The 22,287-nt window shown below is 68.9% G+C and carries 22 protein-coding genes and 1 pseudogene; 11 read left to right on the forward strand and 12 right to left on the reverse strand.

Going from position 1 to position 22,287, the window contains the following annotated elements:
• Nucleotides 1-35: 35 nt before the first annotated feature.
• The 3 genes from G369_RS0118960 to G369_RS0118970 form a co-directional block, all read right to left on the reverse strand.
• A complete protein-coding gene (locus G369_RS0118960) occupies nucleotides 36-803 on the reverse strand; it encodes a class II glutamine amidotransferase (protein ID WP_019655602.1) in 768 nt (255 codons plus the stop codon).
• A gap of 75 nt (nucleotides 804-878) precedes the next feature.
• Nucleotides 879-2,018, reverse strand: coding sequence for an ABC transporter substrate-binding protein (locus G369_RS0118965; RefSeq protein ID WP_019655603.1), 1,140 nt, complete (start codon nucleotides 2,016-2,018; stop codon nucleotides 879-881).
• 65 nt (nucleotides 2,019-2,083) lie between these two features.
• Complete coding sequence (locus tag G369_RS0118970) at nucleotides 2,084-3,586, reverse strand: DHA2 family efflux MFS transporter permease subunit (RefSeq protein WP_019655604.1); 1,503 nt, start codon at nucleotides 3,584-3,586, stop codon at nucleotides 2,084-2,086.
• A 114-nt stretch (nucleotides 3,587-3,700) separates the two neighbouring features.
• Between G369_RS0118970 and G369_RS0118975 the strand changes: the two genes are divergently transcribed.
• Nucleotides 3,701-5,089, forward strand: coding sequence for a zinc-binding metallopeptidase family protein (locus G369_RS0118975; protein ID WP_019655605.1), 1,389 nt, complete (start codon nucleotides 3,701-3,703; stop codon nucleotides 5,087-5,089).
• Here G369_RS0118975 and G369_RS0118980 read toward each other — a convergent pair.
• The 4 genes from G369_RS0118980 to G369_RS0118995 are packed head-to-tail and all read right to left on the reverse strand — an operon-like array spanning nucleotide 5,074 to nucleotide 7,873.
• Nucleotides 5,074-5,337, reverse strand: coding sequence for a cysteine-rich CWC family protein (locus G369_RS0118980; RefSeq protein ID WP_019655606.1), 264 nt, complete (start codon nucleotides 5,335-5,337; stop codon nucleotides 5,074-5,076). The genes G369_RS0118975 and G369_RS0118980 overlap by 16 nt on opposite strands.
• The gene (locus G369_RS0118985; protein ID WP_026346489.1) at nucleotides 5,334-6,590 is read right to left on the reverse strand and encodes a 6-phosphofructokinase; all 1,257 of its coding nucleotides are present in this window, start codon (nucleotides 6,588-6,590) and stop codon (nucleotides 5,334-5,336) included. The genes G369_RS0118980 and G369_RS0118985 overlap by 4 nt, the downstream gene beginning before the upstream one ends.
• A gap of 57 nt (nucleotides 6,591-6,647) precedes the next feature.
• Nucleotides 6,648-7,463: an enoyl-CoA hydratase-related protein gene (locus G369_RS0118990; protein ID WP_019655608.1), complete on the reverse strand. Its 816-nt coding sequence runs from the start codon at nucleotides 7,461-7,463 to the stop codon at nucleotides 6,648-6,650.
• 32 nt (nucleotides 7,464-7,495) lie between these two features.
• On the reverse strand, nucleotides 7,496-7,873 hold the full coding sequence (locus G369_RS0118995) for a DUF2917 domain-containing protein (RefSeq protein ID WP_080647870.1): 378 nt from the start codon (nucleotides 7,871-7,873) through the stop codon (nucleotides 7,496-7,498).
• A gap of 82 nt (nucleotides 7,874-7,955) precedes the next feature.
• Here G369_RS0118995 and G369_RS0119000 point away from each other — a divergent pair, with 82 nt between their 5' ends.
• Nucleotides 7,956-8,891 (forward strand): LysR substrate-binding domain-containing protein, encoded by a 936-nt coding sequence (locus tag G369_RS0119000; RefSeq protein WP_019655610.1) that lies wholly within the window; start codon nucleotides 7,956-7,958, stop codon nucleotides 8,889-8,891.
• A gap of 22 nt (nucleotides 8,892-8,913) precedes the next feature.
• On the opposite strand, the gene G369_RS0119005 is transcribed toward G369_RS0119000, so the two are convergent.
• Nucleotides 8,914-9,426 carry a fasciclin domain-containing protein gene (locus G369_RS0119005; protein ID WP_409327457.1) on the reverse strand — a complete coding sequence of 171 codons (513 nt, stop codon included), beginning with the start codon at nucleotides 9,424-9,426 and terminating at the stop codon, nucleotides 8,914-8,916.
• Between the two features lie 467 nt (nucleotides 9,427-9,893).
• Between G369_RS0119005 and G369_RS0119010 the strand changes: the two genes are divergently transcribed.
• The 3 genes from G369_RS0119010 to G369_RS0119020 all read left to right on the forward strand — a co-directional run bounded on the left by G369_RS0119010 (nucleotide 9,894) and on the right by G369_RS0119020 (nucleotide 11,388).
• Nucleotides 9,894-10,118: a hypothetical protein gene (locus G369_RS0119010; protein ID WP_019655612.1), complete on the forward strand. Its 225-nt coding sequence runs from the start codon at nucleotides 9,894-9,896 to the stop codon at nucleotides 10,116-10,118.
• The gene (locus tag G369_RS0119015) at nucleotides 10,111-10,872 is read left to right on the forward strand and encodes a hypothetical protein (RefSeq protein ID WP_019655613.1); all 762 of its coding nucleotides are present in this window, start codon (nucleotides 10,111-10,113) and stop codon (nucleotides 10,870-10,872) included. The genes G369_RS0119010 and G369_RS0119015 overlap by 8 nt, the downstream gene beginning before the upstream one ends.
• A 78-nt stretch (nucleotides 10,873-10,950) precedes the next feature.
• A complete protein-coding gene (locus G369_RS0119020) occupies nucleotides 10,951-11,388 on the forward strand; it encodes an EamA family transporter (protein ID WP_020723164.1) in 438 nt (145 codons plus the stop codon).
• On the opposite strand, the gene G369_RS0119025 is transcribed toward G369_RS0119020, so the two are convergent.
• Nucleotides 11,378-12,649 carry an MFS transporter gene (locus G369_RS0119025; protein WP_019655615.1) on the reverse strand — a complete coding sequence of 424 codons (1,272 nt, stop codon included), beginning with the start codon at nucleotides 12,647-12,649 and terminating at the stop codon, nucleotides 11,378-11,380. The two genes, G369_RS0119020 and G369_RS0119025, sit on opposite strands and share 11 nt — an antisense overlap.
• 133 nt (nucleotides 12,650-12,782) lie before the next feature.
• Nucleotides 12,783-14,957, reverse strand: coding sequence for a malate synthase G (locus G369_RS0119030; protein ID WP_019655616.1), 2,175 nt, complete (start codon nucleotides 14,955-14,957; stop codon nucleotides 12,783-12,785).
• A 211-nt stretch (nucleotides 14,958-15,168) separates the two neighbouring features.
• Between G369_RS0119030 and hisC the strand changes: the two are divergent.
• Nucleotides 15,169-16,152: pseudogene (gene hisC, locus G369_RS0119035) on the forward strand (histidinol-phosphate transaminase); the annotation flags it as partial.
• A 12-nt stretch (nucleotides 16,153-16,164) separates the two neighbouring features.
• Here hisC and G369_RS0119040 read toward each other — a convergent pair.
• Nucleotides 16,165-16,905, reverse strand: a complete 741-nt coding sequence (locus G369_RS0119040) for an IclR family transcriptional regulator (protein WP_019655618.1) — start codon at nucleotides 16,903-16,905, stop codon at nucleotides 16,165-16,167.
• A 118-nt stretch (nucleotides 16,906-17,023) separates the two neighbouring features.
• Between G369_RS0119040 and G369_RS0119045 the strand changes: the two genes are divergently transcribed.
• The 5 genes from G369_RS0119045 (at nucleotide 17,024) to G369_RS0119065 (ending at nucleotide 21,749) form a co-directional block, all read left to right on the forward strand.
• The gene (locus tag G369_RS0119045; RefSeq protein ID WP_019655619.1) at nucleotides 17,024-17,962 is read left to right on the forward strand and encodes a hydroxymethylglutaryl-CoA lyase; all 939 of its coding nucleotides are present in this window, start codon (nucleotides 17,024-17,026) and stop codon (nucleotides 17,960-17,962) included.
• Nucleotides 17,955-19,145, forward strand: coding sequence for a CaiB/BaiF CoA transferase family protein (locus G369_RS0119050; protein WP_019655620.1), 1,191 nt, complete (start codon nucleotides 17,955-17,957; stop codon nucleotides 19,143-19,145). The genes G369_RS0119045 and G369_RS0119050 overlap by 8 nt, the downstream gene beginning before the upstream one ends.
• Nucleotides 19,146-19,149: 4 nt before the next feature.
• The gene (locus G369_RS0119055) at nucleotides 19,150-20,130 is read left to right on the forward strand and encodes a Bug family tripartite tricarboxylate transporter substrate binding protein (protein ID WP_019655621.1); all 981 of its coding nucleotides are present in this window, start codon (nucleotides 19,150-19,152) and stop codon (nucleotides 20,128-20,130) included.
• A 41-nt stretch (nucleotides 20,131-20,171) separates the two neighbouring features.
• Nucleotides 20,172-21,098, forward strand: coding sequence for a LysR family transcriptional regulator (locus G369_RS0119060; RefSeq protein ID WP_019655622.1), 927 nt, complete (start codon nucleotides 20,172-20,174; stop codon nucleotides 21,096-21,098).
• Between the two features lie 198 nt (nucleotides 21,099-21,296).
• Nucleotides 21,297-21,749, forward strand: coding sequence for a DUF2214 family protein (locus G369_RS0119065; protein ID WP_019655623.1), 453 nt, complete (start codon nucleotides 21,297-21,299; stop codon nucleotides 21,747-21,749).
• A 78-nt stretch (nucleotides 21,750-21,827) separates the two neighbouring features.
• On the opposite strand, the gene G369_RS0119070 is transcribed toward G369_RS0119065, so the two are convergent.
• A complete protein-coding gene (locus tag G369_RS0119070; protein ID WP_019655624.1) occupies nucleotides 21,828-22,160 on the reverse strand; it encodes a hypothetical protein in 333 nt (110 codons plus the stop codon).
• Nucleotides 22,161-22,287: the final 127 nt, after the last annotated feature.

Genomic DNA, 22,287 nt, shown 5'->3' on the forward strand with positions numbered 1-22,287 from the left:
GCCAAAAAGCGTCGGGCCAAAGACCGGCTTCGGCCTCAGCGCCCGACGTGCTGCCCGTCGACGAACACCTGCAGCTCGCCCGGCGCGAACTGGGTCCACGTCTCGTTGGTGGTGAGCGGCGCCGTCACCACCACGGCGACGCGGTCGTTGGGCGTGGTGTGCTGCGCGAAGTCGATCTCCAGGTCCTCGTCCGACAGCTGCGCCGTCACGAACGGGTGGCGGCGCTCCACGTACCAGAGGTTGGTCGAGGCGTGCGCCCAGAGCGCCTGCCCGTTGGACAGCATGAAGTTGAAGGTGCCATGGCTCGCGAGCTGCGGCGCCAGTTCGCGCAGGGTGAGCGTCAGTTCCTCGATGCTCGGCACGCCCGCGTGCGACTTGGCCAGCTCCTGCATGATCCAGCAGAAGGCGTGCTCGCTGTCGGTGTTGCCCACCGGGTGGAAGTTGCCGTGCAGGCGCGGGCGGAATTCCTTCAGGTCGCCGTTGTGGGCGAACACCCAGTAGCGCCCCCACAGCTCGCGCACGAAAGGGTGGCAGTTCTGCAGGTTGACCTCGCCCTGCGTCGCCTTGCGGATGTGGGCGATGACGTTGCGGCTCTGGATCGGGTAGCGCCGGATCAGATCGGCCACCGGCGATTCGCTCGCCGGCTGGTGGTCGACGAAGTGCCGCAGCCCCCGGTCCTCGAAGAACGCGATGCCCCAGCCGTCGGCATGGTGGTCGGTGCGGCCGCCGCGTTGCGCGAAACCCGTGAAGCTGAAGGTCACGTCGGTCGGCGTGTTGCAGTTCATCCCTAGCAATTGGCACATGGCTGCGATTAGACCGCGATTCGCGCAGCCGCTGGCGCGCCGCGCCCTGAACCCGAGTGCCCGGACCGTGCAGCGTTACCGAAGAAACCGGCCTTCCTTCGTCACCCGCACCATCTCGATGAAGCGCGAGCCGGTGTTGCTGGCGCCGGTGAAGTCGATCTCCATGTTGCTCACGCGCAGCTTCATGGCCTTGAGCGTGGCGTGCAGCTTCGCGCGGGTCAGGTCGCGGCCGGTGCGGCGCAGCGCCTCGATCATCACCATCGCGTTCACGTAGCCCTCGTAGCTGAGGTAGCCGATGTCCACCTTGGCGCGCTCGGCGAGCTGGCGGTATTCCTTGGCGCCGGCGTCGACCTCGCTCCAGGGGTACGGCACGATCTGCGAGATGGCCAGGCCGCTGGTCTTGTCGCCCACCAGCCTGGCCGTGACGTCGCCGGGCACGATCGACATGCCGTAGAACATCTGGCGCCCGCCCGCTGCCCACGCGGCCTTCATCACCTCGCCGCCGATGGCGCCGCCCAGGTACATGATCACGGCCTGCGCCTTGCTGTCGGCCAGCGCCTTGCCGGCCGCTTCGTTGGCGCTGCCGTCGCCCTTCACGGCGACCGCCGCCTCGGGCTTGAGCTTGAGCGCCGTCAGCGCCTCGCCGACAAGCTGTGCGACTTCGGCGCCGCCTGGATTGTCGAGATAGGCCACCGCGATGCGCGTGACGCCGATGGTCGTCAGGTGCTGTACCAGCGCCTGCGCCTCGCGCGCGAAGGTGGCGCGCACGAAATAGCCGGAGCCGCCGACCTTCTCGCGTGCCGAGTCGGACACCGCGTAGGCGCCCACCAGCGGCGCGCCGCTCTGGCTCAGCAGCTTGGCTGCGGCCGCGGTGGTGCCCGAGCCCACGCAGCCGAAGAAGGCGAAGGCGCGGTGCTCGCCCAGCAACTGCTCGTAGTTGGCGACGGCCTTTTCCGGCTTGAGTTCGTCGTCGAGCGACACCAGCCGGATCTTCCGGCCGGAGAGCCCGCCCTGGGCATTGACGGCGTCGAAGGCCAGCCCCGCGCCGGCCATCACCACCTTGATCGGAACGCCCAGCGGGCCACTCAGAATGCCGGTGTGGCCGAGGACGATCTCGGTGTCGGTGACGCCGTTCTCGGCAGCCAGGGCGGATGAAAGCGGGCCGAAGCCGGCCACGGCCGCGGCGGAGGCGGCGATGAAGTGTCTGCGGTGCATGAGGCCTGATTGCGATACAACTTATAACAATTGAATGCGAAAGGCCTGCATTCCGCCTCCGGGGTTTACCCCGTCTTGCGTGGCGCGTCAGGGGGACCCTGGCGCAGCTGCCAGGCCGCGCACACGGCCAGTGCGCAAAGGCCGGCCAGCATCGCGAACACCTCGTCGAAGGCTGCGAGCCGCGCCGGGCTGGTCATCGGGTTGGCCAGCGAATCGCCGTGCGCTGCGAGGCGCCACTCCAGCACGATGGCGCAGAGGCTCACCCCCGCCGCGCCGCCGAGCATGCGCACGAAGTTGATCGCGCTCGCGCCCTGCGGGATCAGCGGCTTGGCCAGCGGCCGCATCGAGCCCAGGTTGAGCGAGGGCAGGATGAAGCCCAGCCCGATGCGTCCGATGATCGCGAAGGCCACCAGCAGCCACAGCGCGCTGTCGAGCCGCAGCACCATCATCAGCGCGAACGAGGCCGCCAGCAGCGCGAGCCCGATGGTCACCAGCACCCAGGTCGGGTGCTTGTCGGCCAGCCGGCCCACGCCCGCGATGGTGAGCGCCAGCACGACGCCTGCCGGCAGCAGGATGGTGCCCACGTGCGAGGCCGACAGATGCAGCCCCACCTGCATGTACACCGGCAGCAGGTAGGTCGAGCCGAAGAGCGCCGTGCCGTAGATGAAGGCCACCACGCTCCCCATCGCGAACTGCCGGTAGCGAAAGAGCGCAAGGTTCATCAGCGGCGTGCCGCCCGAGGCCGCCAGCCGCCGCTGCCACCATACGAAGACGCCGAACGATGCCAGCGCGCCCGCCAGCAGCAGCGCGGCCTGCAGCGGCGAATCGCCGCGCAGCGCCACGAGGCCGTTGAGCAGGCACAGCGTGCCGACCGTGCCCAGCGCCAGTCCGCGTGCGTCCAGCCCGTCGCCGCGCGCGGCCGCCACGCCGCCGGGCGCGGTCTTGGGCACGAACTTGTAGGCGAGCCACAGCGACGCGAGGCAGAACGGCACCACCATGAAGAAGATCGAGCGCCAGCCGAACAGGTCGACCAGCACGCCGCCGATGCTCGGCCCCACGGCCGGCGCCAGCACCACGCCCATGCCGAAGATGCCGCTCGCGCGGCCCTGCTCGTGCGGCTCGAAGGCGCGCAGGATGATGATGGCCGGGATGGGCTGCACCACGCCAGCGGCCAGGCCCTCGGCCACGCGCGCGAACAGCACCAGCGAGAAGTCGTTGGCCATGCCGCCCACGATGCCGCCCGCCAGCAGCAGGAGCATCGTGCCCACGTAGGTGCGGCGGTAGCCGTAGCGCGACAGCAGCCACGGTGTGGTGAGCATCGACACCGTCATCGCCACCATGAAGCCCGAGCTCACCCACTGCGCGCGTTCCTGGCCGAGCGAGAAGTGGTGGCTCATGCCCGGGATCGCCACGTTGACGATGGTCGAGGACATGATCGACGCCATCGTCCCCACCATCACCGACAGCAGCAGGTACCAGCGGTAGCGTTCGCCATAGCGCTGGCGCAGCGTGCCGATGGAGGGCGGGGCCGGCGTGCTCGCGGCTTCTGGGGGCTGAGGGGAGGTCATGGGGGCGGCGGAATGTCTCGGGTCCGTCGTCCTACAAGCATATCGGGCTTTGCACGGCGGGATTCGCAGCGTGCAGGTCCAGAATCCCTTCGCTGTCCCCTCCGCGTCAAGAAGATGAACCAAGACAACAACAGCGTGAACGCTTCGTCCGGCGAACAAGCCGATGCCCAGCCCGCCGCTCCTGGAGAAGCGGAAGGAGCGACCACGCCGGTCCTTTCCGCCGAGCCGGCTGCGCCAACCCTCGCCGCCGAGCTGGCCGCACCCACCGTCAGCCGCGCCTACCGCTGCCAGTGCGAGCGTCCCGTGTTCCTGCGCAACAGCGAATGCCTGGCCTGCCACACGCCGCTGGGCTACGTGATCGAGCGGCTCGGCGTGGTGCCGCTCGCACCTGCGGAGGGCGGCGGCGCGCAGCCCGACACCTTCACCGTGTTCGGCGATCCGCACGGCAAGACCTACCGCCGCTGCGTGAACTTCCTGACGCCGGCCGGCTGCAACTGGATGGTGCCCGCCGCGCGCGAGGGCGAGCAGCTGCCGCCCGACACCCACGGCCTCGCGCCCGGCTACTGCCTGGCCTGCAGCGTCACGCGCACCATTCCCGATCTGTCGGTGGAAGGCAATGGCGAGCTGTGGCTCAAGCTCGAGACCGCCAAGCGCAGGCTGATCTCTCAGCTGCTCGCGCTGGGCCTGCCGGTGGTCAGCCGCCACGCCGATGCGGTCCACGGGCTGGCCTTCGACTTCCTCAGCAACACGCCCGGCGGCCCGCACGTGATGACCGGCCACCAGGACGGCGTGATCACCCTCAACGCCGAGGAGGCCGAGGACGCCGTGCGCGAGCGCATCCGCGCCGAGATGCGCGAGCCCTATCGCACGCTGCTGGGCCACTTCCGCCACGAGATCGGCCACTACTACTGGGACCTGCTCGTGCAGCCCACGCAGTGGATCGACGACTTCCGCGCCCTCTTCGGCGACGAGCGCGCCGACTATGCCGCCGCGCTGCAGACGCACTACGAGCAGGGCCCGCCGCCCGACTGGGCCGACCGCTTCGTGAGCAGCTACGCAAGCACGCACCCGTGGGAAGACTGGGCCGAGACCTGGGCCCACTACCTGCACATGGCCGACACCGCGGACACCGCGATGAGCTTCGGCGTCGACGCGACCAACGTCGAACTCACGAGCGACCTCTTCACGCTCGACGATCTCTGGCAGCCCGACGACCCCGACGCGGGAAGCTTCCTCGACTTCGTCAACGGCTGGGTGCTGCTCACCAACGTGCTCAACGAGCTGTCGCGCAGCATGGGGCAGCCCGACTACTACCCCTTCGTGATGCCGCGCGCGGCGGTGGGCAAGCTGCAGTTCATCCACCGTGTGGTCACGCAGCAGCGCCCCGGCGATGCGCCCTCGATGGTGATGGCCGCCGACATCGAGCCGGAGCCGACACAGGAGCAGGAACCGGGCAGCGAGAGCCCCGCCCAGCCCGAGCCTCAGCCTCAGGCGTCGTCTTGAGAAGACGGCCTGGCAGTCGGAGCAGGCTGCTGGCCGGTCGCGCAGTGCAAGCAGATGCATGCGAGTCCGCGCATCTCTTCCGGCAGGTTGGTGAGCGGCGCGTTGCTGAAGTCGACCTGCATGCACCAGCAGGGCGGCTGCGCCTGGCCGGTCTCGCGCTCGATCTCCATCGCGCAGCGGTTCGGTTCGCCGCACAGCGGGCAGCGTGTGGCGTCGATCAGGCCGGGGACGGCCTCCGTGGCCATCATGAAATCTCGAAGGCCGGCAGCTTCTTCGCGACGATGTCGTTGCGAAGCGTCGCGTACACCGGCAGCCCGCCGCTGTAGGCGGGGTAGTCCTCGCCCTCGATCAGCGGCAGCAGGTAGCGGCGGCACTTCTCGGTGATGCCCCAGCCGTCGTCGGAGATGAAGTCGCGCGGCATCGGTTTCTCGACGTTGGCGACCGATTCGAGCGGCGCGCTGCCCAGGCGGTAGGCGTAGGGTGCGTCGGAGATGCGCTCGATGGTCGGCATCACCGCGTTGCGGCCTTCCAGCGCGAGCTCGACCGCGCGCTGCCCCAGTTCGTAGGCCTGCCGCACGTCGGTGGCCGATGCGATGTGCCGCGCCGCGCGCTGCAGGTAGTCGGCCACCGCCCAGTGGAACTTGTGGCCCAGCGCGTCCTTGACCATCTGCGCCACCACCGGCGCAGCGCCGCCGAGCTGCGCATGGCCGAAGGCGTCGCGCGTGCCCTGCTCGGCGAGGAAGGTCCCGTCGGGGTGATGGCAGCCCTCGGACACAACCACCGAGCAGTAGCCGTGCCGCTTCACCAGTTCGTCCACGCGCGCGAGGAAGCGCGCCTTGTCGAACTCGATCTCGGGGAACAGCACCACCACCGGAATGCCCTGGTCGGCGGCCAGCCCGCCGGCCGCCGCGATCCAGCCCGCATGCCGCCCCATCACCTCGAGCACGAACACCTTGGTGGAGGTGGCCGCCATCGAGCGCACGTCGAAAGAGGCCTCGATGGTCGACACCGCCACGTACTTCGCGACCGAGCCGAAGCCGGGGCAGCAGTCGGTCAGCGGCAGGTCGTTGTCGATGGTCTTGGGCACGTGGATGGCCTGCAGCGCGTAGCCCATCGACTGCGAGAGCTGGCTCACCTTGAAGCAGGTGTCGGCCGAATCGCCGCCGCCGTTGTAGAAGAAATAGCCGATGCCGTGCGCCTTGAACACCTCGATCAGCCGCTCGTACTCGCGGCGGTTCTTCTCCAGCGACTTGAGCTTGTAGCGGCACGAGCCGAAGGCTCCCGACGGCGTGGTGCGCAGCGCCGCGATGGCCTCGGCCGTCTCGGCGCCGGTGTCGATCAGCTCCTCGGCCAGCGCGCCGATGATGCCGTTGCGCCCGGCGTAGAGCTTGCCGATGCGGTCGGGATGCCGGCGCGCCGTCTCGATCACGCCGCAGGCCGAGGCGTTGATGACCGAGGTGACGCCGCCCGACTGGGCGTAGAAGGCGTTGGGGATGGACATGCGCGGCATTGTCCTGCAGCCCCCGGGCCGGCGCCAGTGGACGCCGGTGTCGGGATGTCAGCGGCTTTCGAAGACCGGCGGGCGCTTCTGCAGGAAGGCGCTCACGCCCTCGCGGAAGCTGGGCCGGTCGATCAGCTCGCGCTGGCGCTCGCTCTCGTAGTGCAGCTGTTCCTTCAGCGTGTGGCGTTCGGAAGCCTCGAAGGCCTCGCGTGCCTCGATCACGGCGTGTGCCGGCAGGCGGGCCAGGCGCTGCGCGATGCTTCTGGCTTCCTCGAGCAGTTGCTCGTCGTCCACGCAGGCCCAGATGAGGCCCCATTGCACCGCGCGGCCTGCGCCCACGCGCTCGTCGAGCAATGCCATGCCCATGGCGCGCGCACGCCCCGCGCGGCGCGGAATGGCCCAGGTGCAGCCCAGGTCCGGCACGATGCCGAGCTTCGGCAGGAAGGGCAGGTAGAAGTAGGCGCTGCGTGCAGCGATGGTCACGTCCGCCGCGAGCGCGAGGCCCACGCCCGCGCCGGCGGCCGGGCCGTTGACCGCCGCGACCACCGGCACCGGCAGCGTGCGCAGCGTCTCGATCAGCGGGTTGCTCAGGCTCTGCATCCACTCGGCGGTCTGCGTGCCGAGCGACTTGCTCTCTTCGGGCGGTGCCATCGCGCTCAGATCGGCACCCACGCAGAAGGCCTTGCCGGCGCCCGTGAGGATCACGGCGCGCACCGAGCGGTCGTCGCGGATGCGCTCCAGCGCGTCGCGCAGCTCGACCTGCAGGTCGCGCGCGATGGGGTTGAGCTTGGCGGGCAGGTTCAGCGTCAGCGTCGCGATGCCGTCGGCCAGCTCCTGGAGGATGAAGGGTTGTGCGGTGGTGTCGGAACTCATGGCATCGATGGTTCGATGCGCATGGGCCCCGGTCAAGCCGGGGACAACCCGTGGGACCGCAGTCGCCATGGCGACCGTGCGCCGGCCGTGCGCGAGCGCAGCGGCATCGCTGCCGGCTGCGCGTCCGACACCGTGATGCACGACGGCTCCAGCGCCGACACCAGCACCCGCCGGTGGTCGTCGCCCTCGAAGCGCTCCCCGGGCTCCAGCACGATGTCGCGCGTGTCGCTGTCGATGGTGATCCACACCGAGCCGCTGCGGCATTCGATGCCCACGCCCGCGCCGTCGGGCACGGCGAAGACCGATCGCTTCGGCAGGCTGACGTGGAAGCGGGAGGCGATGGATGAGAAGGTCACCGTTGGAAAGGAAGGTGACGGGGAAGAGAAGGAAGGGGAGGAAGAGGTGCTCATGGCAAGCTCCATTGCATTCACTGTGCGAATGAATATAGTGAGCCGACCCCTCGATTGCACACGGTCATTCGGAACTCGTTGCATGCGTCCAGAGAATGCGAAAGCCCCCGGCGCCATCGGTGGCGAACTCCCCCCGCTCGAACTGCTGCGCAGCTTCGAGGCGGCCGCGCGCCGGCTGAGCTTCACGCTGGCGGCCACCGAGCTGCACCTCACGCAGTCGGCCGTGAGCCGGCAGATCCAGCAGCTCGAGGCCAGCCTGGGCGTACTGCTGTTCGAGCGGCGCCACCGCGCGCTGTCGCTCACCGAGGCCGGCGGCGTGCTGCAGCGCGCCGTCACCGACAGCCTGGAGCGTTTGCGCGACGCCACCGCGCGGGTGCGCGCGAGCTCCGCGCCGCGGCAGGTGGCGATCACCACCACGCCGGGCTTCGCGTCGATCTGGCTCATACCGAAGCTGGCGCGCTTCACCGGCAGCCATCCGCAGGTCGACGTGCGCGTATCGGCCACGCTCGACGTGCTCGACCTGGAAAGCAGCCGAATCGACCTCGCGGTGCGCTTCGTGCCCATCGGCCGCGGCGTGGGTGCGGCGTTGTTCGAGGAGTCTGTGATCCCGCTGTGCTCGCCCCAGCTCGCGGCATCGCTGCGCGAGCTTTCCGATTTCTCGAAGCTCACGCTGCTCACCGTCGAGTACCCCGACCACAGCGAGGCCCCCACCGCCGATTGGGAGCCCTGGCTGAAGGTGATGGGGCTGGACGACCTGCGCATGAAGAGCACGCTGCGCTTCACGCAGTACGCCGATGCGGTATCTGCCGCAGTGGCTGGCCAGGGCGTCGTGATCGGCCGGCTGCCGCTGCTGAGCGAGCTGGTGCGCGACGGCAGGCTCGTGGCGCCGCTGGGCGAGGGGGTCGCCTCGCACCGCGGCTACTTCATCGAGATGTCCAGGCGCGCCGCGGGCAACCGCGACGCGCAGGAGTTCGCGCAGTGGCTGCGCGACGAGGCCGAGGCCGCGCAGCGCAACTGAAGAAAACCGGGAACGGGGCCGATCAGCCCGGCAGCAGCACCTTGTTCACGACGTGGATCACGCCGTTGGACTGGTAGACGTTGGCGATCGTCACCGTCGCCGTGCCGCCCTTGGCGTCGGTCACCAGCACGTTGCCGCCGCTCATCGTCGCGGTGAGCGTGCCGCCGCTCGCGGTCTTGAGCATGGCCTTGCCGCCGCCTGCATTGATGGCGCTCATGAGCGCCGCGCTGTCGAGCTTGCCGGGCACCACGTGGTAGGTCAGCACCTTGGTCAGCGTGCCCTTGTTCTCGGGCTTGAGCAGCGTGTCCACCGTGCCGGCGGGCAGCGCGGCGAAGGCCGCGTTGGTGGGCGCGAACACGGTGAAGGGGCCGGGGCTCTTCAGCGTGCCGACGAGATCGGCGGCCTTCACGGCGGCGACCAGAGTGGTGTGGTCCTTCGAATTCACGGCGTTGTCGACGATGTCCTTCGTCGGGTACATCGGCGCGCCGCCGACCATCGGGTTCGATGCGCCGCTGCTGCTGCCGCTCATGCCCATGCCGCCTGCGCAGGCTGCGAGGAGGACAGAGACGCTGGCTGCGATCACGAGTTTCTTCATTGAAGTCTCCTGGAAAGGTGATGGATGGTTCTCGAGGCTCTCTGTGGAAACCGCCAACAGCTCGGAGGCGCGATGCGCTTGAACCTGATACGTCGCCTGCGCGCGATTGGATTCATCGGCTTGCACGTAGGCTTTGTGCCACACAAGCGATGCGCGGCACTTGCGCATCGAACGCGTGCTCGACAGAATCCGCCCTTCGTTTTTCAGCAACAGTCTTTGCTCACATCGCGCCCGGCGACGATCGACCCCCCGGGCGCAGCACCAATCCAATGAACCGTTTCCTGAACACCTGATCCGCACACCGACCGCCCCGGCCGGACGTGCATCCATGCATCCGCCGAGGCCCATCGACAAAGGCCCCGCGCAGCCATTCGCCGGGGCCTTTTTGTTTTTCGGAGTGTGTGCACATGAGTGCTCAACGAAGGGCTCGCGACGACGACAAGCGTCTGGGCCGGTTCTATTTTTCAGTGCCGAACGCGGCACCTCGCAACCCCGTGGTGGCCGCGCTGGCACGCCGCGAAGCAAGCCAGAAGGCGGGCCGCCACCTGCGCACCCACAGCGCCGAACGGCGCGCGCAGAAGGTGGCGCTGCAGAAGGCGGCGCGAAGCATCGGGAGGTCCGACGATGCGTGAGGACATGGACAAGGTCATCGTCGAGCGGCCGCGACGCGGTGGCGGCGTGCAGGGCGATGGGCGCAAGTGGCGCAACAGCAAGGAGCGCGGCTCGCGGCTGGGCATGAGGCAGGGCTACGACTACCCCAAGGGACTCAACGAGAACCTCGCGCCTCTCAAGCGCTGGCTGCACAAGCAGGTGCACCGGCCCTGGGACAAGGTGTATTCGGAACTGTGCAGCACCATCGATCGACGCAGCGTCGTGCAGGCGCACATCTTCGAGCACATCGACGACTTCGTCGAACGCGATGCGGTGATGCATGGAGGGCAGGTGCTGGTGCGTGCGGGGTGGTGGGGCCGCGGTGAGCGGGTGCCGCTGGAGGAGGCTTCGCGTGTGAAGCTTTTCGTGCACCCCATCACCGGCATCCTCTTGCCCAACCGCCGGTTCTCACAGGCTCGACGGCGTGAGCACGGCGGCACGAAGGCAGAGCTTTCGTTCGTCGTGATCGACGAACTCACGCAATGGCACCGCGTGAACGGCGACTGGTTCGAGATCACCTTGGCAACCACGCCGCCGATGAAGGCGCCGGGTGTCTGGGACAAGCGTTTCGACGTGCTGCGACGCTGCTTCGTCAGGACCACGTGTGCATGGGGCCGGCCGGAGTTCGGCTCATCGAGCAACCGAGCCATGTACGGGCGCGACGACGTTTATGCCGCAACCAAGCGCCAGCTCAGCCGCAAGGAGATCCGCGCGCGCCTGGGCGAAGACGCCTGAAGCGGTTCGTCAGGTAGCGGCAAAGTCGCATCGCGCATGATGCAGGCGCCCGCGCCATCCCCGATGAAAGAAAGCACGATGAATCTCACCGCCTCCAACTGGTTTCTCTGGGCCGCCCTGTCGGCCGTCTTCGCCGCGCTGACTGCCATCCTTGCCAAGCTCGGCCTGGCCGGCGTCGATTCCGACATGGCGACGCTGGTGCGCACCGTGGTCATCTTCGCGGTGCTGCTCGTGTTCGTGAACGCCACCGGCAAGTGGACCAATCCGCTGCAGCTGTCGCCGCGCACCTGGCTCTTTCTCGTGCTCTCGGGGCTCGCGACCGGCGCGTCGTGGGTCTGCTACTTCCGCGCGCTCAAGGTGGGCGATGCCTCGCGCGTCGCGCCGGTCGACAAGCTCAGCGTGGTGCTGGTCGTGCTCTTCGCCGTGATGTTCCTCGGCGAGCGGCCCTCCGGCCGCGAATGGGCGGGCGTGGCGATGATCGCGGGCGGCGTGCTGATGCTGGCGATCAAGCGCTGAGCTGCGCCGCCGACCGTGCGGACGCACGCGGCAGCAGGAAGAACGCCAGGTTGCCTGCAGCCAGCATGCCCGCCACCGTGAGGAACACCGCACGGAACGGCTCGGCGCCATTCGCCACGGCCCACGACGCGGCCACGCCGGTGGTCCACTGCATCAGGGAGACGCCGAGGAACATCGCCATGTTCATCAGCGCCATCGCGCGTCCCGTCATCGCGGCTGGGTAGGCGTTCTTGGTGTACGCGTACTGCAGCACGCTGTAGCCCGAGAGAAGGCCGTAGACGATCGGCAGGCCGATGTCGACCATGCGCGAGTGCGTCAGCGCCATCGCGCCGAACATCAGCGTGCCCGCGAGCGCGCAGCCCATCATCCAGCGCGTGCGCCGCGCGCCGCCCGGGTCCATGCGGCCGAAGAGCGTGGGGCTGATCATGCCGGCGACGGTCATCACGAGTGCGACGTTGCCGCTCGCCACCAGCGAGAGGCCGTGCCGCTCGTGCAGCACCGGGCCGAGCCACAGGCCGCGCAGCGTGATGAAGGCCGCGTACGACACGCAGGCGAAGCACAGCAGCCCCAGCGTGTGCGGCATCGCGAACAGCGGCAGAAGTTCGCGCACGGCCTTGCGCAGCGACTGGCGCTCGGCCCGGCCCGCGGGCACGTGGTCTGCAGCGCGCGCAGGTTCGCGCACGCGCCAGAAGATCAGCATCCACGAAAGCACCGCGAACGACGCCAGCACCGCGTAGCCCACGCGCCACGACGAAGCCTCGATCAGCAGCGCCAGCGGCGTGCCCGTGAACAGGATGCCCATCCCCGCCAGGCTCATCACCAGCCCCGACATCGCGGTGAAGCGCGACGCATCGAAGTGCCGCGCGATGAACACCGTGCAGGCCAGGAAGGCCGGCGCGCAGCCCACGCCGACAAGGGCCTGACCCAGCAACAGTGCGTGGAAGTTTGGCGCCATCGCGCACAGCACCGCGCCCGCGATCGCCAGCGGAAAGGCCGTCAGCACCGTGCGCCTCACGCCGAAGATGTCGATCGACACGCCCATCGCGAGCTGCATGATCCCGAACATGAAGTGGAAGGTGCCAGCCCAGGTGCCGAGCTGCTGCGGCGTGAGGCCGAAGTGGCTGGTGAGCGGCGTGGCCATCATGGCGCCCACGGTGCGGAAGGCCTGGCTCAGGGCGAAGGCGGTGGCCAGGGCCACGAGCATGGCGGCCGCGGAGGAAGACCAGCGCGGCGGAGGCGGCGATGCCGCGTTCGTGTTCATCGGGGAGGAAGGGCGGGAGGCGAAGAGGACCTCGTCGATGCTAACGGCAGGCCGCCCATCATGCAGAACGGCGCCCGAGGGCGCCGTTCGTGCGTGCGTCAGGCCTGGCGCGACGCCGGCCCGGCGAAGGAGATCAGGCCTCGCCCTTCACCTTCAGGCGCCATGCATGCAGCAGCGGCTCCGTGTACCCGCTCGGCTGCTCGATGCCCTTGAACACCAGGTCCTGCGCCGCCTTGTAGGCCGCCGAGGTGTCGAAGTGGCCGGCCATCGGCTGGTACAGCGGGTCGCCGGCGTTCTGCTCGTCGACCACCTTGGCCATGCGCTGGAAGGTCTCGTCGACCTGGGCCTTGGTGACCACGCCGTGCAGCAGCCAGTTGGCGATGTGCTGGCTGGAGATGCGCAGCGTGGCGCGGTCTTCCATCAGGCCGACGTTGTGGATGTCGGGCACCTTGGAGCAGCCCACGCCCTGGTCGATCCAGCGCACCACGTAGCCGAGGATGCCCTGCACGTTGTTGTCGATCTCCTGCTGGCGCTCTTCGGCGGTCCACCTGGCTTCGGCGGCGATCGGCACCTGCAGCAGCGCGTTGAGGATGTTGTCGCGCTCGGCGTCGGCGTCGATCTTCTCCAGCTCCTGCTGCACCGCGGTCACGTTGACCTGGTGGTAGTGCAGAGCGTGCAGCGTGGCGGCGGTGGGCGAGGGCACCCAGGCGGTGTTGGCGCCGGCCTTGGGGTGGCCGATCTTCTGCTCGAGCATGGCGGCCATCAGGTCGGGCATGGCCCACATGCCCTTGCCGATCTGGGCCTTGCCGCGCAGGCCGCTGGACAGGCCGACGAGCACGTTGTTCTTCTCGTAGGCGCCGATCCACGCGCTCGACTTCATGTCGCCCTTGCGGATCATCGGGCCGCCCTGCATGGCGGTGTGCATCTCGTCGCCGGTGCGGTCGAGGAAGCCGGTGTTGATGAAGGCCACGCGCGCGGCGGCCTCGGCGATGCAGGCCTTCAGGTTCACGCTGGTGCGTCGCTCCTCGTCCATGATGCCCAGCTTGACGGTGTTGGCGGGCAGGCCCAGCAGCTGCTCGACGCGGCCGAACAGTTCGTTGGCGAAGGCCACTTCGGCGGGGCCGTGCATCTTCGGCTTGACGATGTAGATGCTGCCGGTGCGCGAGTTGCCCTTGCGCTTCAGGTCGATGGTGGCGATGGTGGTGGTGACCACGGCATCGAGGATGCCTTCCGGAATTTCCTTGCCGCCTTCGTACAGCACGGCCGGGTTGGTCATCAGGTGGCCCACGTTGCGCAGGAACATGAGCGAGCGTCCGTGCAGCTTCAGGGGTTTGCCGTCGGCGCCGGTGTATTCGCGGTCGGGGTTCAGGCCGCGCGTGAAGGTCTTGTCGCCCTTGGTGACTTCCTCGGTCAGCGTGCCTTCGACGATGCCCAGCCAGTTCGAGTACGCGACCACCTTGTCGGCCGCGTCGACCACGGCCACCGAGTCTTCCAGGTCGAGGATGGTCGAGAGCGCGGCCTCGAGCACCAGGTCGCTCACGCCGGCGGCGTCGCTCTTGCCGATGGGTGTGGAGCGGTCGATGCGGATGTCGAGGTGGATGCCGTTGTGCTTGAGCAGCACCGACGACGGTGCGGCGGCGTCGCCCTGGTAGCCGACGAACTGGGACGGGTCGGCCAGCCCGGTGCTGCTGCTTTGCAGCGCGACGACCAGCTTGCCGTCCTTCACGCTGTAGCCGGTGGCGTTCTTGTGCGAGCCGTTGACCAGCGGTGCGGCCTGGTCGAGCACGTTGCGCGCGAACTCGATGACCTTGGCGCCGCGCACCGGGTTGTAGCCCTTGCCCTTCTCGGCGCCGCCGGTCTCGGGAATGGCGTCGGTGCCGTAGAGCGCGTCGTACAGCGAACCCCAGCGGGCGTTGGCCGCGTTCAGCGCATAGCGCGCGTTGAGGATGGGCACCACCAGCTGCGGGCCGGCCTGCAGGGCGAGTTCGGAGTCGACGTTCGCGGTCGTGGCCTTCACGCCCTTGGGCTGGGGCAGCAGGTAGCCGATCTTCTCGAGGAATGCGCGGTACGCCGGCATGTCGGCGATGGGGCCGGGGTTCTTCTTGTGCCAGGCGTCGAGCTCGGCCTGCAGGCGGTCGCGTTCGGCGAGCAGGGCGATGTTCTTCGGCGCGAGGTCGTGGACGATGGCGTCGAAGCCCTTCCAGAAGACGTCGCTGGCCACGCCGCTGGCGGGGAGGACCTTGTCCTCGATGAAGCGATGGAGCTCGGTCGCGACCTGGAGGCCGTGGGCGTTGGTGCGGGCGGTCATGTGGGTTTCTCCTTGAGAAAGATGCAATCCTGGGATGAACTTTATTCGATACTTTGCTGGCGAGTAAGAGCCTGAATCGGGATTTATCCGTGACAAAAATAGAGGTAATCGACAGGCGGCCCCAAGGAGTGCAAAGGGTAGGCACTGATAAGAAGGCCGAAGCTGCCGGATATATTTAACTTCTTAAATAAATCCGCGATTTCAGCGCCCAGCCTCCATGATCCTCCTGGCCTCCAACGAAAACCCCCTGGGCATGCCCGAGTCGGCCCGCCGCGCCGCGGTCGAAGCGCTCGCGGGCGCCGGCAACTACCCCGACAGCAACGGCACGGCGCTGAAGAACGCGCTGGCCGCCCGGCTCGACGTGCCGGCCGACTGGATCACGCTGGGCAGCGGTTCGAGCGAGATCCTGGAGCTTGCGGCGCAGGTGAGCCTGAAGCCGGGCGAGGGCGTCGTCTATTCGCAGTACGGTTTCATCGTCTACGCGCAGGCCGCCGCGCATGCCCATGCGCACGCAACTGTCGTGCCGTCGCGCGACTTCGGCCACGACCTCGACGCGATGCGCGCGGCCATCGGCGAGGACACGAAGCTGGTGTTCGTCGCCAACCCCAACAACCCGACCGGCACCTTCATCGACGCCGCGCCGCTGCTGGCCTTCCTGCAGTCGGTGCCCGCGCACGTGACGGTGCTGCTCGACGAGGCCTACACCGAATACCTCGCGCCCGCGCAGCGCTACGACAGCATCGAATGGGTGCGGCGCCTGCCCAACCTGATCGTGGCGCGCACCTTCTCCAAGGCCTTCGGGCTGGCGGGGCTGCGCATCGGCTACGGCGTGTCGCAGCCGGGGCTCACGTCGCGCATGAACGCGCAGCGCCCGCGCTTCAACGTGACGACGCCGGCCCAGGCCGCCGCAGTGGCCGCGCTGGGCGACGCGGATTTCCTCACGCGCACCTACGAGCTCAACACGGCCGGGCGCGACCAGCTCGCCGCCGGCTTCGAGGCGCTGGACCTCGAATACGTGCCCTCGTCCGGCAACTTCCTGATGGTGCGTGTCGGCGATGCGCAGGCGGTGCATGCGCGCCTGCTGGCCGCCGGCATCGAGGTCTCGCTGCTCGGACCGTACGGCCTGCCCGATTGGCTGCGCGTCAGCATCGGGCTGCCCGAGCAGAACCGCGCGGTGCTGGCCGCGCTGCGCTGACCGGTCGCCTGCTCAGACCTGCCCGCTGAGCTCCTTCGCTGCCGCACGCACCGGCTCGATGTAGCCCTCGTCGTAGCGGTGCGTGGGCATGGTGAGCGTGACCGCGGCCGCGAGGCTGCCGTCGGCATGGAGCACCGGCGCCGAGATGCCGGCCAGCTCGGCGGTGCGGTCGCCCACCAGCGCGCACCAGCCCTGCGCGCGGATGGTGTCGTAGAGCTTGCGCTCCTTTGTGCCGCGCGGCAGCTCGTCCTGCGGGCCGAAGGCGATCAGCACCCGCGCGCCCGCGCCGCGGTCGTTGGGCAGCAGGTCGCCGGCGCGCACGTGGTCGCGCACCACATGCGACGAATCGACGCGGAACTGGCACAGCCGCACCCAGCTGACGCCCTGCGGCTGCCGCACGTGGTACGCCGCGCTCTCGCCGGTGGCCGCGACCAGCGCGCGCAGCACCGGCAGCACGATGCGGTCGAGCGACTGCGAGGCCGTGTAGAGGCCGTGCAGCCGCGCGATCTCCATGCCCAGCGCATAGCGGCCGTCGTCCTGCCGGCGGATCAGCCGCGCATGCTCCAGCGAGGCCAGCAGCCGCAGCACGGTGCTCTTGTAGAGCTGCGTGCGCTCGGCGAACTGCGCGAGCGACAGCGCCTCGTCGCCCGGCCGAAAGGCCGACAGCAGGCTCAGCGCACGGTCGACCGCGGCCGCGCCGCCTGGCGCGGCATTGAGATCGGAGACGGATTCGGTCTGGGCTTTGCGGGGCATGGCAGGAAGGCGCAGGGAATGGCTCGGCTTGACAGTCGAGGCGGATCGACGGTCTAATTCTGTTTGGCGGAATATAGTTCTGTAAGACAGAACAGTCAAGCCCAAGGAGACGAAATCGATGACAACCCCCGACGTCCTCATCAGCGAGGTCGGCCCGCGCGACGGCCTGCAGTCGGTCAAGGCCACCATGCCCACCGCCGACAAGCTGCGCTGGATCGACGCGCTCTACGCGGCCGGCGTGCGCGAGATCGAGGTCGCCTCCTTCGTGCCCGCCAAGCTGCTGCCGCAGATGGCCGACGCGGCCGAGGTGGTGCGCCACGCCGTCACGCTGCCGGGCCTGGTGGTGATGGCGCTGGTGCCCAACCGCAAGGGCGCGCAGGCCGCGCTCGAGGCCGGCGTGCACAAGCTGACCATGCCGGTGTCGGCCAGCGTGGCGCATTCGCTGGCCAACGTGCGCAAGACGCCCACCGAGATGGTCGATGAGGTGCGCGCCATCTCCGAGCTGCGCCGCGAGATCGCGCCGCAGGTGAAGCTGGAGGCCGGCATCTCCACCGCCTTCGGATGCACGCTGCAGGGCCTGGTGCCCGAGGACGACGTGATCCGCCTGGCCGCGCAGTGCATCGAGGCGGGCGCCGACGAATCGGGCCTGTCCGACACCGTGGGCTACGCCAACCCCGCGCAGGTGCGCCGCCTGTTCAGGCGGCTGCGCGCGGAGATCGGAAGCCACGCCGGTGCGGCCCACATGCACAACACGCGCGGCCTCGGCATCGCCAACTGCCTTGCGGCCTGGGAGGAGGGCGTGCGCACCTTCGACGCTTCGCTGGGCGGTCTCGGCGGCTGCCCCTACGCGCCGGGCGCCTCGGGCAATGCGGTCACCGAAGACCTGGTCTTCATGTTCGAGGCCATGGGCGTGCGCACCGGCATCGACATCCAGAAACTCATCGCGGCGCGCGCGCCGCTCATGGCCGGCCTGCCCGGCGAGCCGGTCTACGGCATGACCCCGGAAGCCGGATTGCCCAAGGGCTTCGCCCAGGAACACAACGCACAACATGTCTGAAGCCAACCCCCTGCCGTACGCCGGCGTCCGCGTCGTCGAGTTCACCCACATGGTCATGGGCCCGACCTGCGGCCTGCTGCTGGCCGACCTGGGCGCCGAGGTCATCAAGGTCGAGCCCATCGAGGGCGACAACACCCGCCGCCTGCTGGGTTCGGGTTCGGGCTTCTTCCCGACCTTCAACCGCAACAAGAAGAGCATCGCGCTCGACCTGAAGCAGCCCGAGGGCGTGGAGGCCGCGCTGCGGCTCATCGCCACCGCCGACATCGTCAGCGAGAACTTCAAGCCCGGCACCATGAAGAAGCTGGGGCTCGACTACGACACGCTCAGCAAGCTCAACCCGCGCCTCATCTACGTGAGCCACAAGGGCTTCCTGCCCGGCCCCTACGACCACCGCACCGCGCTCGACGAGGTGGTGCAGATGATGGGAGGCCTGGCCTACATGACCGGCCGCTCTGGCGACCCGCTGCGCGCGGGCACCAGCGTGAACGACATCATGGGCGGCATGTTCGGCGCCATCGGCGCGATGGCCGCGCTGCGCCAGCGCGACATCACCGGCAAGGGCTGCGAGGTGCAGTCGGCGCTGTTCGAGAACAACGTGTTCCTGGTCGCGCAGCACATGATGCAGTTCGCCGCCACCGGCAAGGCGGCCGACCCGATGCCCAGCCGCATCTCGGCCTGGGCGGTGTACGACGTCTTCACCGTGAAGGACGGCGAGCAGATCTTCCTGGCGGCCGTGAGCGACAAGCAGTGGGCCATCTTCTGCAAGGCCTTCGGCCTGGACGAGATGCTGGCCGACCCGCGCCTGAAGACCAACAACGACCGCGTGCTGGCGCGCGAATGGATGATGCCCATCCTGCGCTCGCACCTCGCGAACCACAGCGCCGCGGAGCTCGCCGCGGTGTTCGAGAAGAACGAGCTGCCCTTCGCGCCCATCACCCGGCCGCAGGAGCTGTTCGACGATCCGCACCTCAACGCCACCGGGGGCCTCGCGCCGGTGCGCATGAACGACGGCAGCATAGCCAACGTGCCGCTGATGCCGTTCACGCTCGACGGCGAACGCCCGGGCATCCGGCTGCAGCCGCCGCGCATCGGCGAGCACGGCCATGAGCTGCTGAAGGAAGTGGGCTACAGCGACGAGGACATCGCTGCGCTCCAGGCAAGACACATCACACTCGGAGACTGACCTCATGTTTTTCAATGCACGGCGCGCCTTGCTGGCGTGCGCCGCGGCCGCCGCATGGCTGAACGCCGCCCCCGCCCTTGCCGACACCGCCTGGCCCGACAAGCCGGTGCGGCTCATCGTTCCCTACACGCCCGGCGGCGCCACCGACATCGTGGCGCGGCTGGTCGCGCAGAAGCTCGCCGACGACACCAAGTGGACCTTCATCGTCGACAACCGCGCGGGCGGCAACGGCAACATCGGCATGGACGTGGTGGCCAAGGCCAAGCCCGACGGCTACACCATCGGCCTGGGACAGACCGCGAACCTCGCGATCAACCCGACGCTGTTCCCGAAGATGCCCTACGACGCATTGAAGGACCTGGTGCCGGTGTCGGTCGTGGCGTCGCAGCCCGTGGTGCTGGTGGTTCGCGCCGACGCGCCGTTCAAGACGCTGGCCGACCTGGTTTCCGCCGCCAAGGCCCGGCCGGGCGAGATCCGGCAGGCGCTCGCTGGCACCGGCACGCTGGGCCACATGGCCGGCGAGGTGCTGGCCAAGCGCGCGGGCTTCAAGGTGCTCAACGTGCCGTACAAGGGCGCGGCTCCTGCCATCACCGACCTGCTCGGCGGCCAGACCGACTACATGTTCGCCACGCCGCAGGGCGCGCTCTCGATGGTGAAGGGCGGGCGCCTGCGCGCGCTGGCCGTCACCTCGGCCAAGCGCCTGCCGGTGATGCCCGACGTGCCTACCGTGGCCGAGAGCTACAAGGGCTTCGAGGCGGTGGACTGGAAGGCGCTCGTCGCCCCGGCCGGCACCAGCGCCGACATCGTGAAGAAGCTCAGCGCCGCCGTCGACAAGGCGCTGGCCAAGCCCGCGACCATCTCGCAGCTGCTGGCCGAGGGCAGCACGCCCGTGGGCGGCACGCCGGAGCAGGCGGCGCAGTACATCAAGGCCGAGCATGCGCGCTGGGGTGCGGCAGTCCGCGAGGCGGGCGTCCGGCCGGAATAGGCAGGCGCTCTCCGGGTGGCGGGCGATATAGTTCCCGCCCCATGGATCGCCTGAAGCAACTCGAATCCTTCGTCTCGGTCGCGACGCGCGGCAGCCTCACGGCCGCGGCCAAGGCCGAGGGCGTGGCGCCCGCGATCATGGGTCGCCGGCTCGATGCGCTGGAGGAGCGCCTGGGCGTCAAGCTGCTGGTGCGCACCACGCGCCGCATCACGCTCACGAACGAAGGCAGTTCCTTCCTCGAAGACTGCCAGCGCCTGCTGGCCGAGTTCGCCAATGCCGAGGCCAGCGTGAGCGCCGGCGGCCTCAAGGCCAGCGGCCACCTGCGCGTGACGGCACCCGCGGGCTTCGGCCGCCGCCACGTCGCGCCGCTGGTGCCGCGCTTCCATGCGCTGCATCCCGAGGTGACGATCTCGCTGAACCTCAGCGACCGCGTGGTCGACGTCACCGGCGAGAGCTTCGACTGCGCGGTGCGCGTGGGCGACCTGCCCGATTCGTCGCTGGTGAGCGTGCGGCTCGCCGACAACCGCCGCCGCTGCGTCGCCACGCCGGAGTTCGTGCGCCGCCACGGCAAGCCGAAGCATCCGGGCGAGCTCTCGCGCTTCGCCTGCCTCACGCTGTCGAGCGACGCCTCACAGACGCGCGGCTGGGCCTTCCGCGTCGTCAACGAGGAGGGCAACCAGGAACTGATCCACCTGCGTCCCAGCGGCCCGCTCGACTGCTCGGACGGCCAGGTGCTGCACGACTGGTGCCTCGCCGGCCACGGCATCGCGTGGCGCAGCACCTGGGAGGTCGAGGCCGAGATCGATGCCGGCCTGCTCGTGCCGCTGCTGGAGGAATTCGCGGCGCCGCCCAACGGCATCTACGCGGTGTTCGCGGGCGCCAAGCACATGCCGCTGCGGGTGCGGCTGTGGCTTGATTTCCTCAAGGAGCAGTACGGCAACCCGGATTTCTGGGGCGGAAGGGCCTGAGTTCAGCCAACGGCTGCACAATCTGTTCACATTTGAAATCCGGCTGATACGCCCCCACGCTGACAGCCGCCGAGGTCCTTCGCGGAACAACGGGGAACCGGCTTCGCCGGGCCTCGGGTGTCGCCCCCGGATGGGAGGTGGCGAAGCGACACGAAGTGCGCGCAGCCTTGGGGGCGAGCCATCCTGAAAGCTCCACCGATGACCCTGGAAGCCATCCTTGCGTACCTTCACCTGCTCGCCATCCTCACGATGGTCGTCTTCATCTCCAGCGAGGCCGCGCTGTGCCGCGTGCAGTGGCTCAACGCGGCGGTGGTCGAGCGGCTGGCCAAGGTCGACATGGTCTACGGCATCGCGGCCATCGCGGTGCTGGCCACCGGCATCGCGCGCACCTGGTGGGGCGTGAAGGGCACGGCCTGGTACTGGACCAACCCGCTGCTGCACGTGAAGCTGGGGCTCTTCATCATCGTGGGCGTGCTGTCGATCTTCCCGACGCTCACGTACTTCCGCTGGCGCAAGACGCTGCGCGCCACCGGCAAGCTGCCGCCCGAGGCCGAGATCGTCAAGACGCGCAAGCTGGTGATGGTCCAGGCGCATCTGATCGCGCTGATCCCGCTGGTGGCGGTGTTCCTGGCGCGCGGCTTCGGCAAGTAGCCCGGGATCGGCCGCGCAAAGCAAAAGGCCCGCTTTCGCGGGCCTTCCTTCATGGCTTTGCAGCCAGCGCGGTGCCGATCAGGCCTTCGCCGCGTCGGCGGTGCACTTCTTGACGAAGCTGTTCTTGGCGGCGCCGGCCAGCGGCTTGCCGTTCTTGTCCACGGCCTTGGCTTCGCAGGAGGGAGCGGCGGCGGCCTTGGCTTCCTTCTCGCACTTCTTGATGGAGCTGGCCTTGGCGGCACCGGCGAGGGCCTTGCCATTCTTGTCCACGGCCTTGGCTTCGCAGCTTGCGCCGGCGGCGGGGGCTGCTGCCGCGGGTGCGGCGGCCGGCGCGGCGGCCTTGTCTTGAGCCTGTGCTGCACCGAAGGAAAGGCAGGCACCGAGTGCAAGCAGGGAAAGGAGCTTCTTCATGGTGATGTGTCCTCGCTAGGTTGAGTTGTGACAGGTTCCCCGCCTCGGGGCCGACCATCGTAACGGCGCAAGGCAACGATCGGATGACCATCGTCAACTGATCCCGGGTTTGCCCCCGGTAAAATTT

This window comes from Variovorax atrisoli 110B (assembly GCF_000382045.1).
Classification (GTDB): Bacteria; Pseudomonadota; Gammaproteobacteria; order Burkholderiales; family Burkholderiaceae_C; genus Variovorax; species Variovorax atrisoli.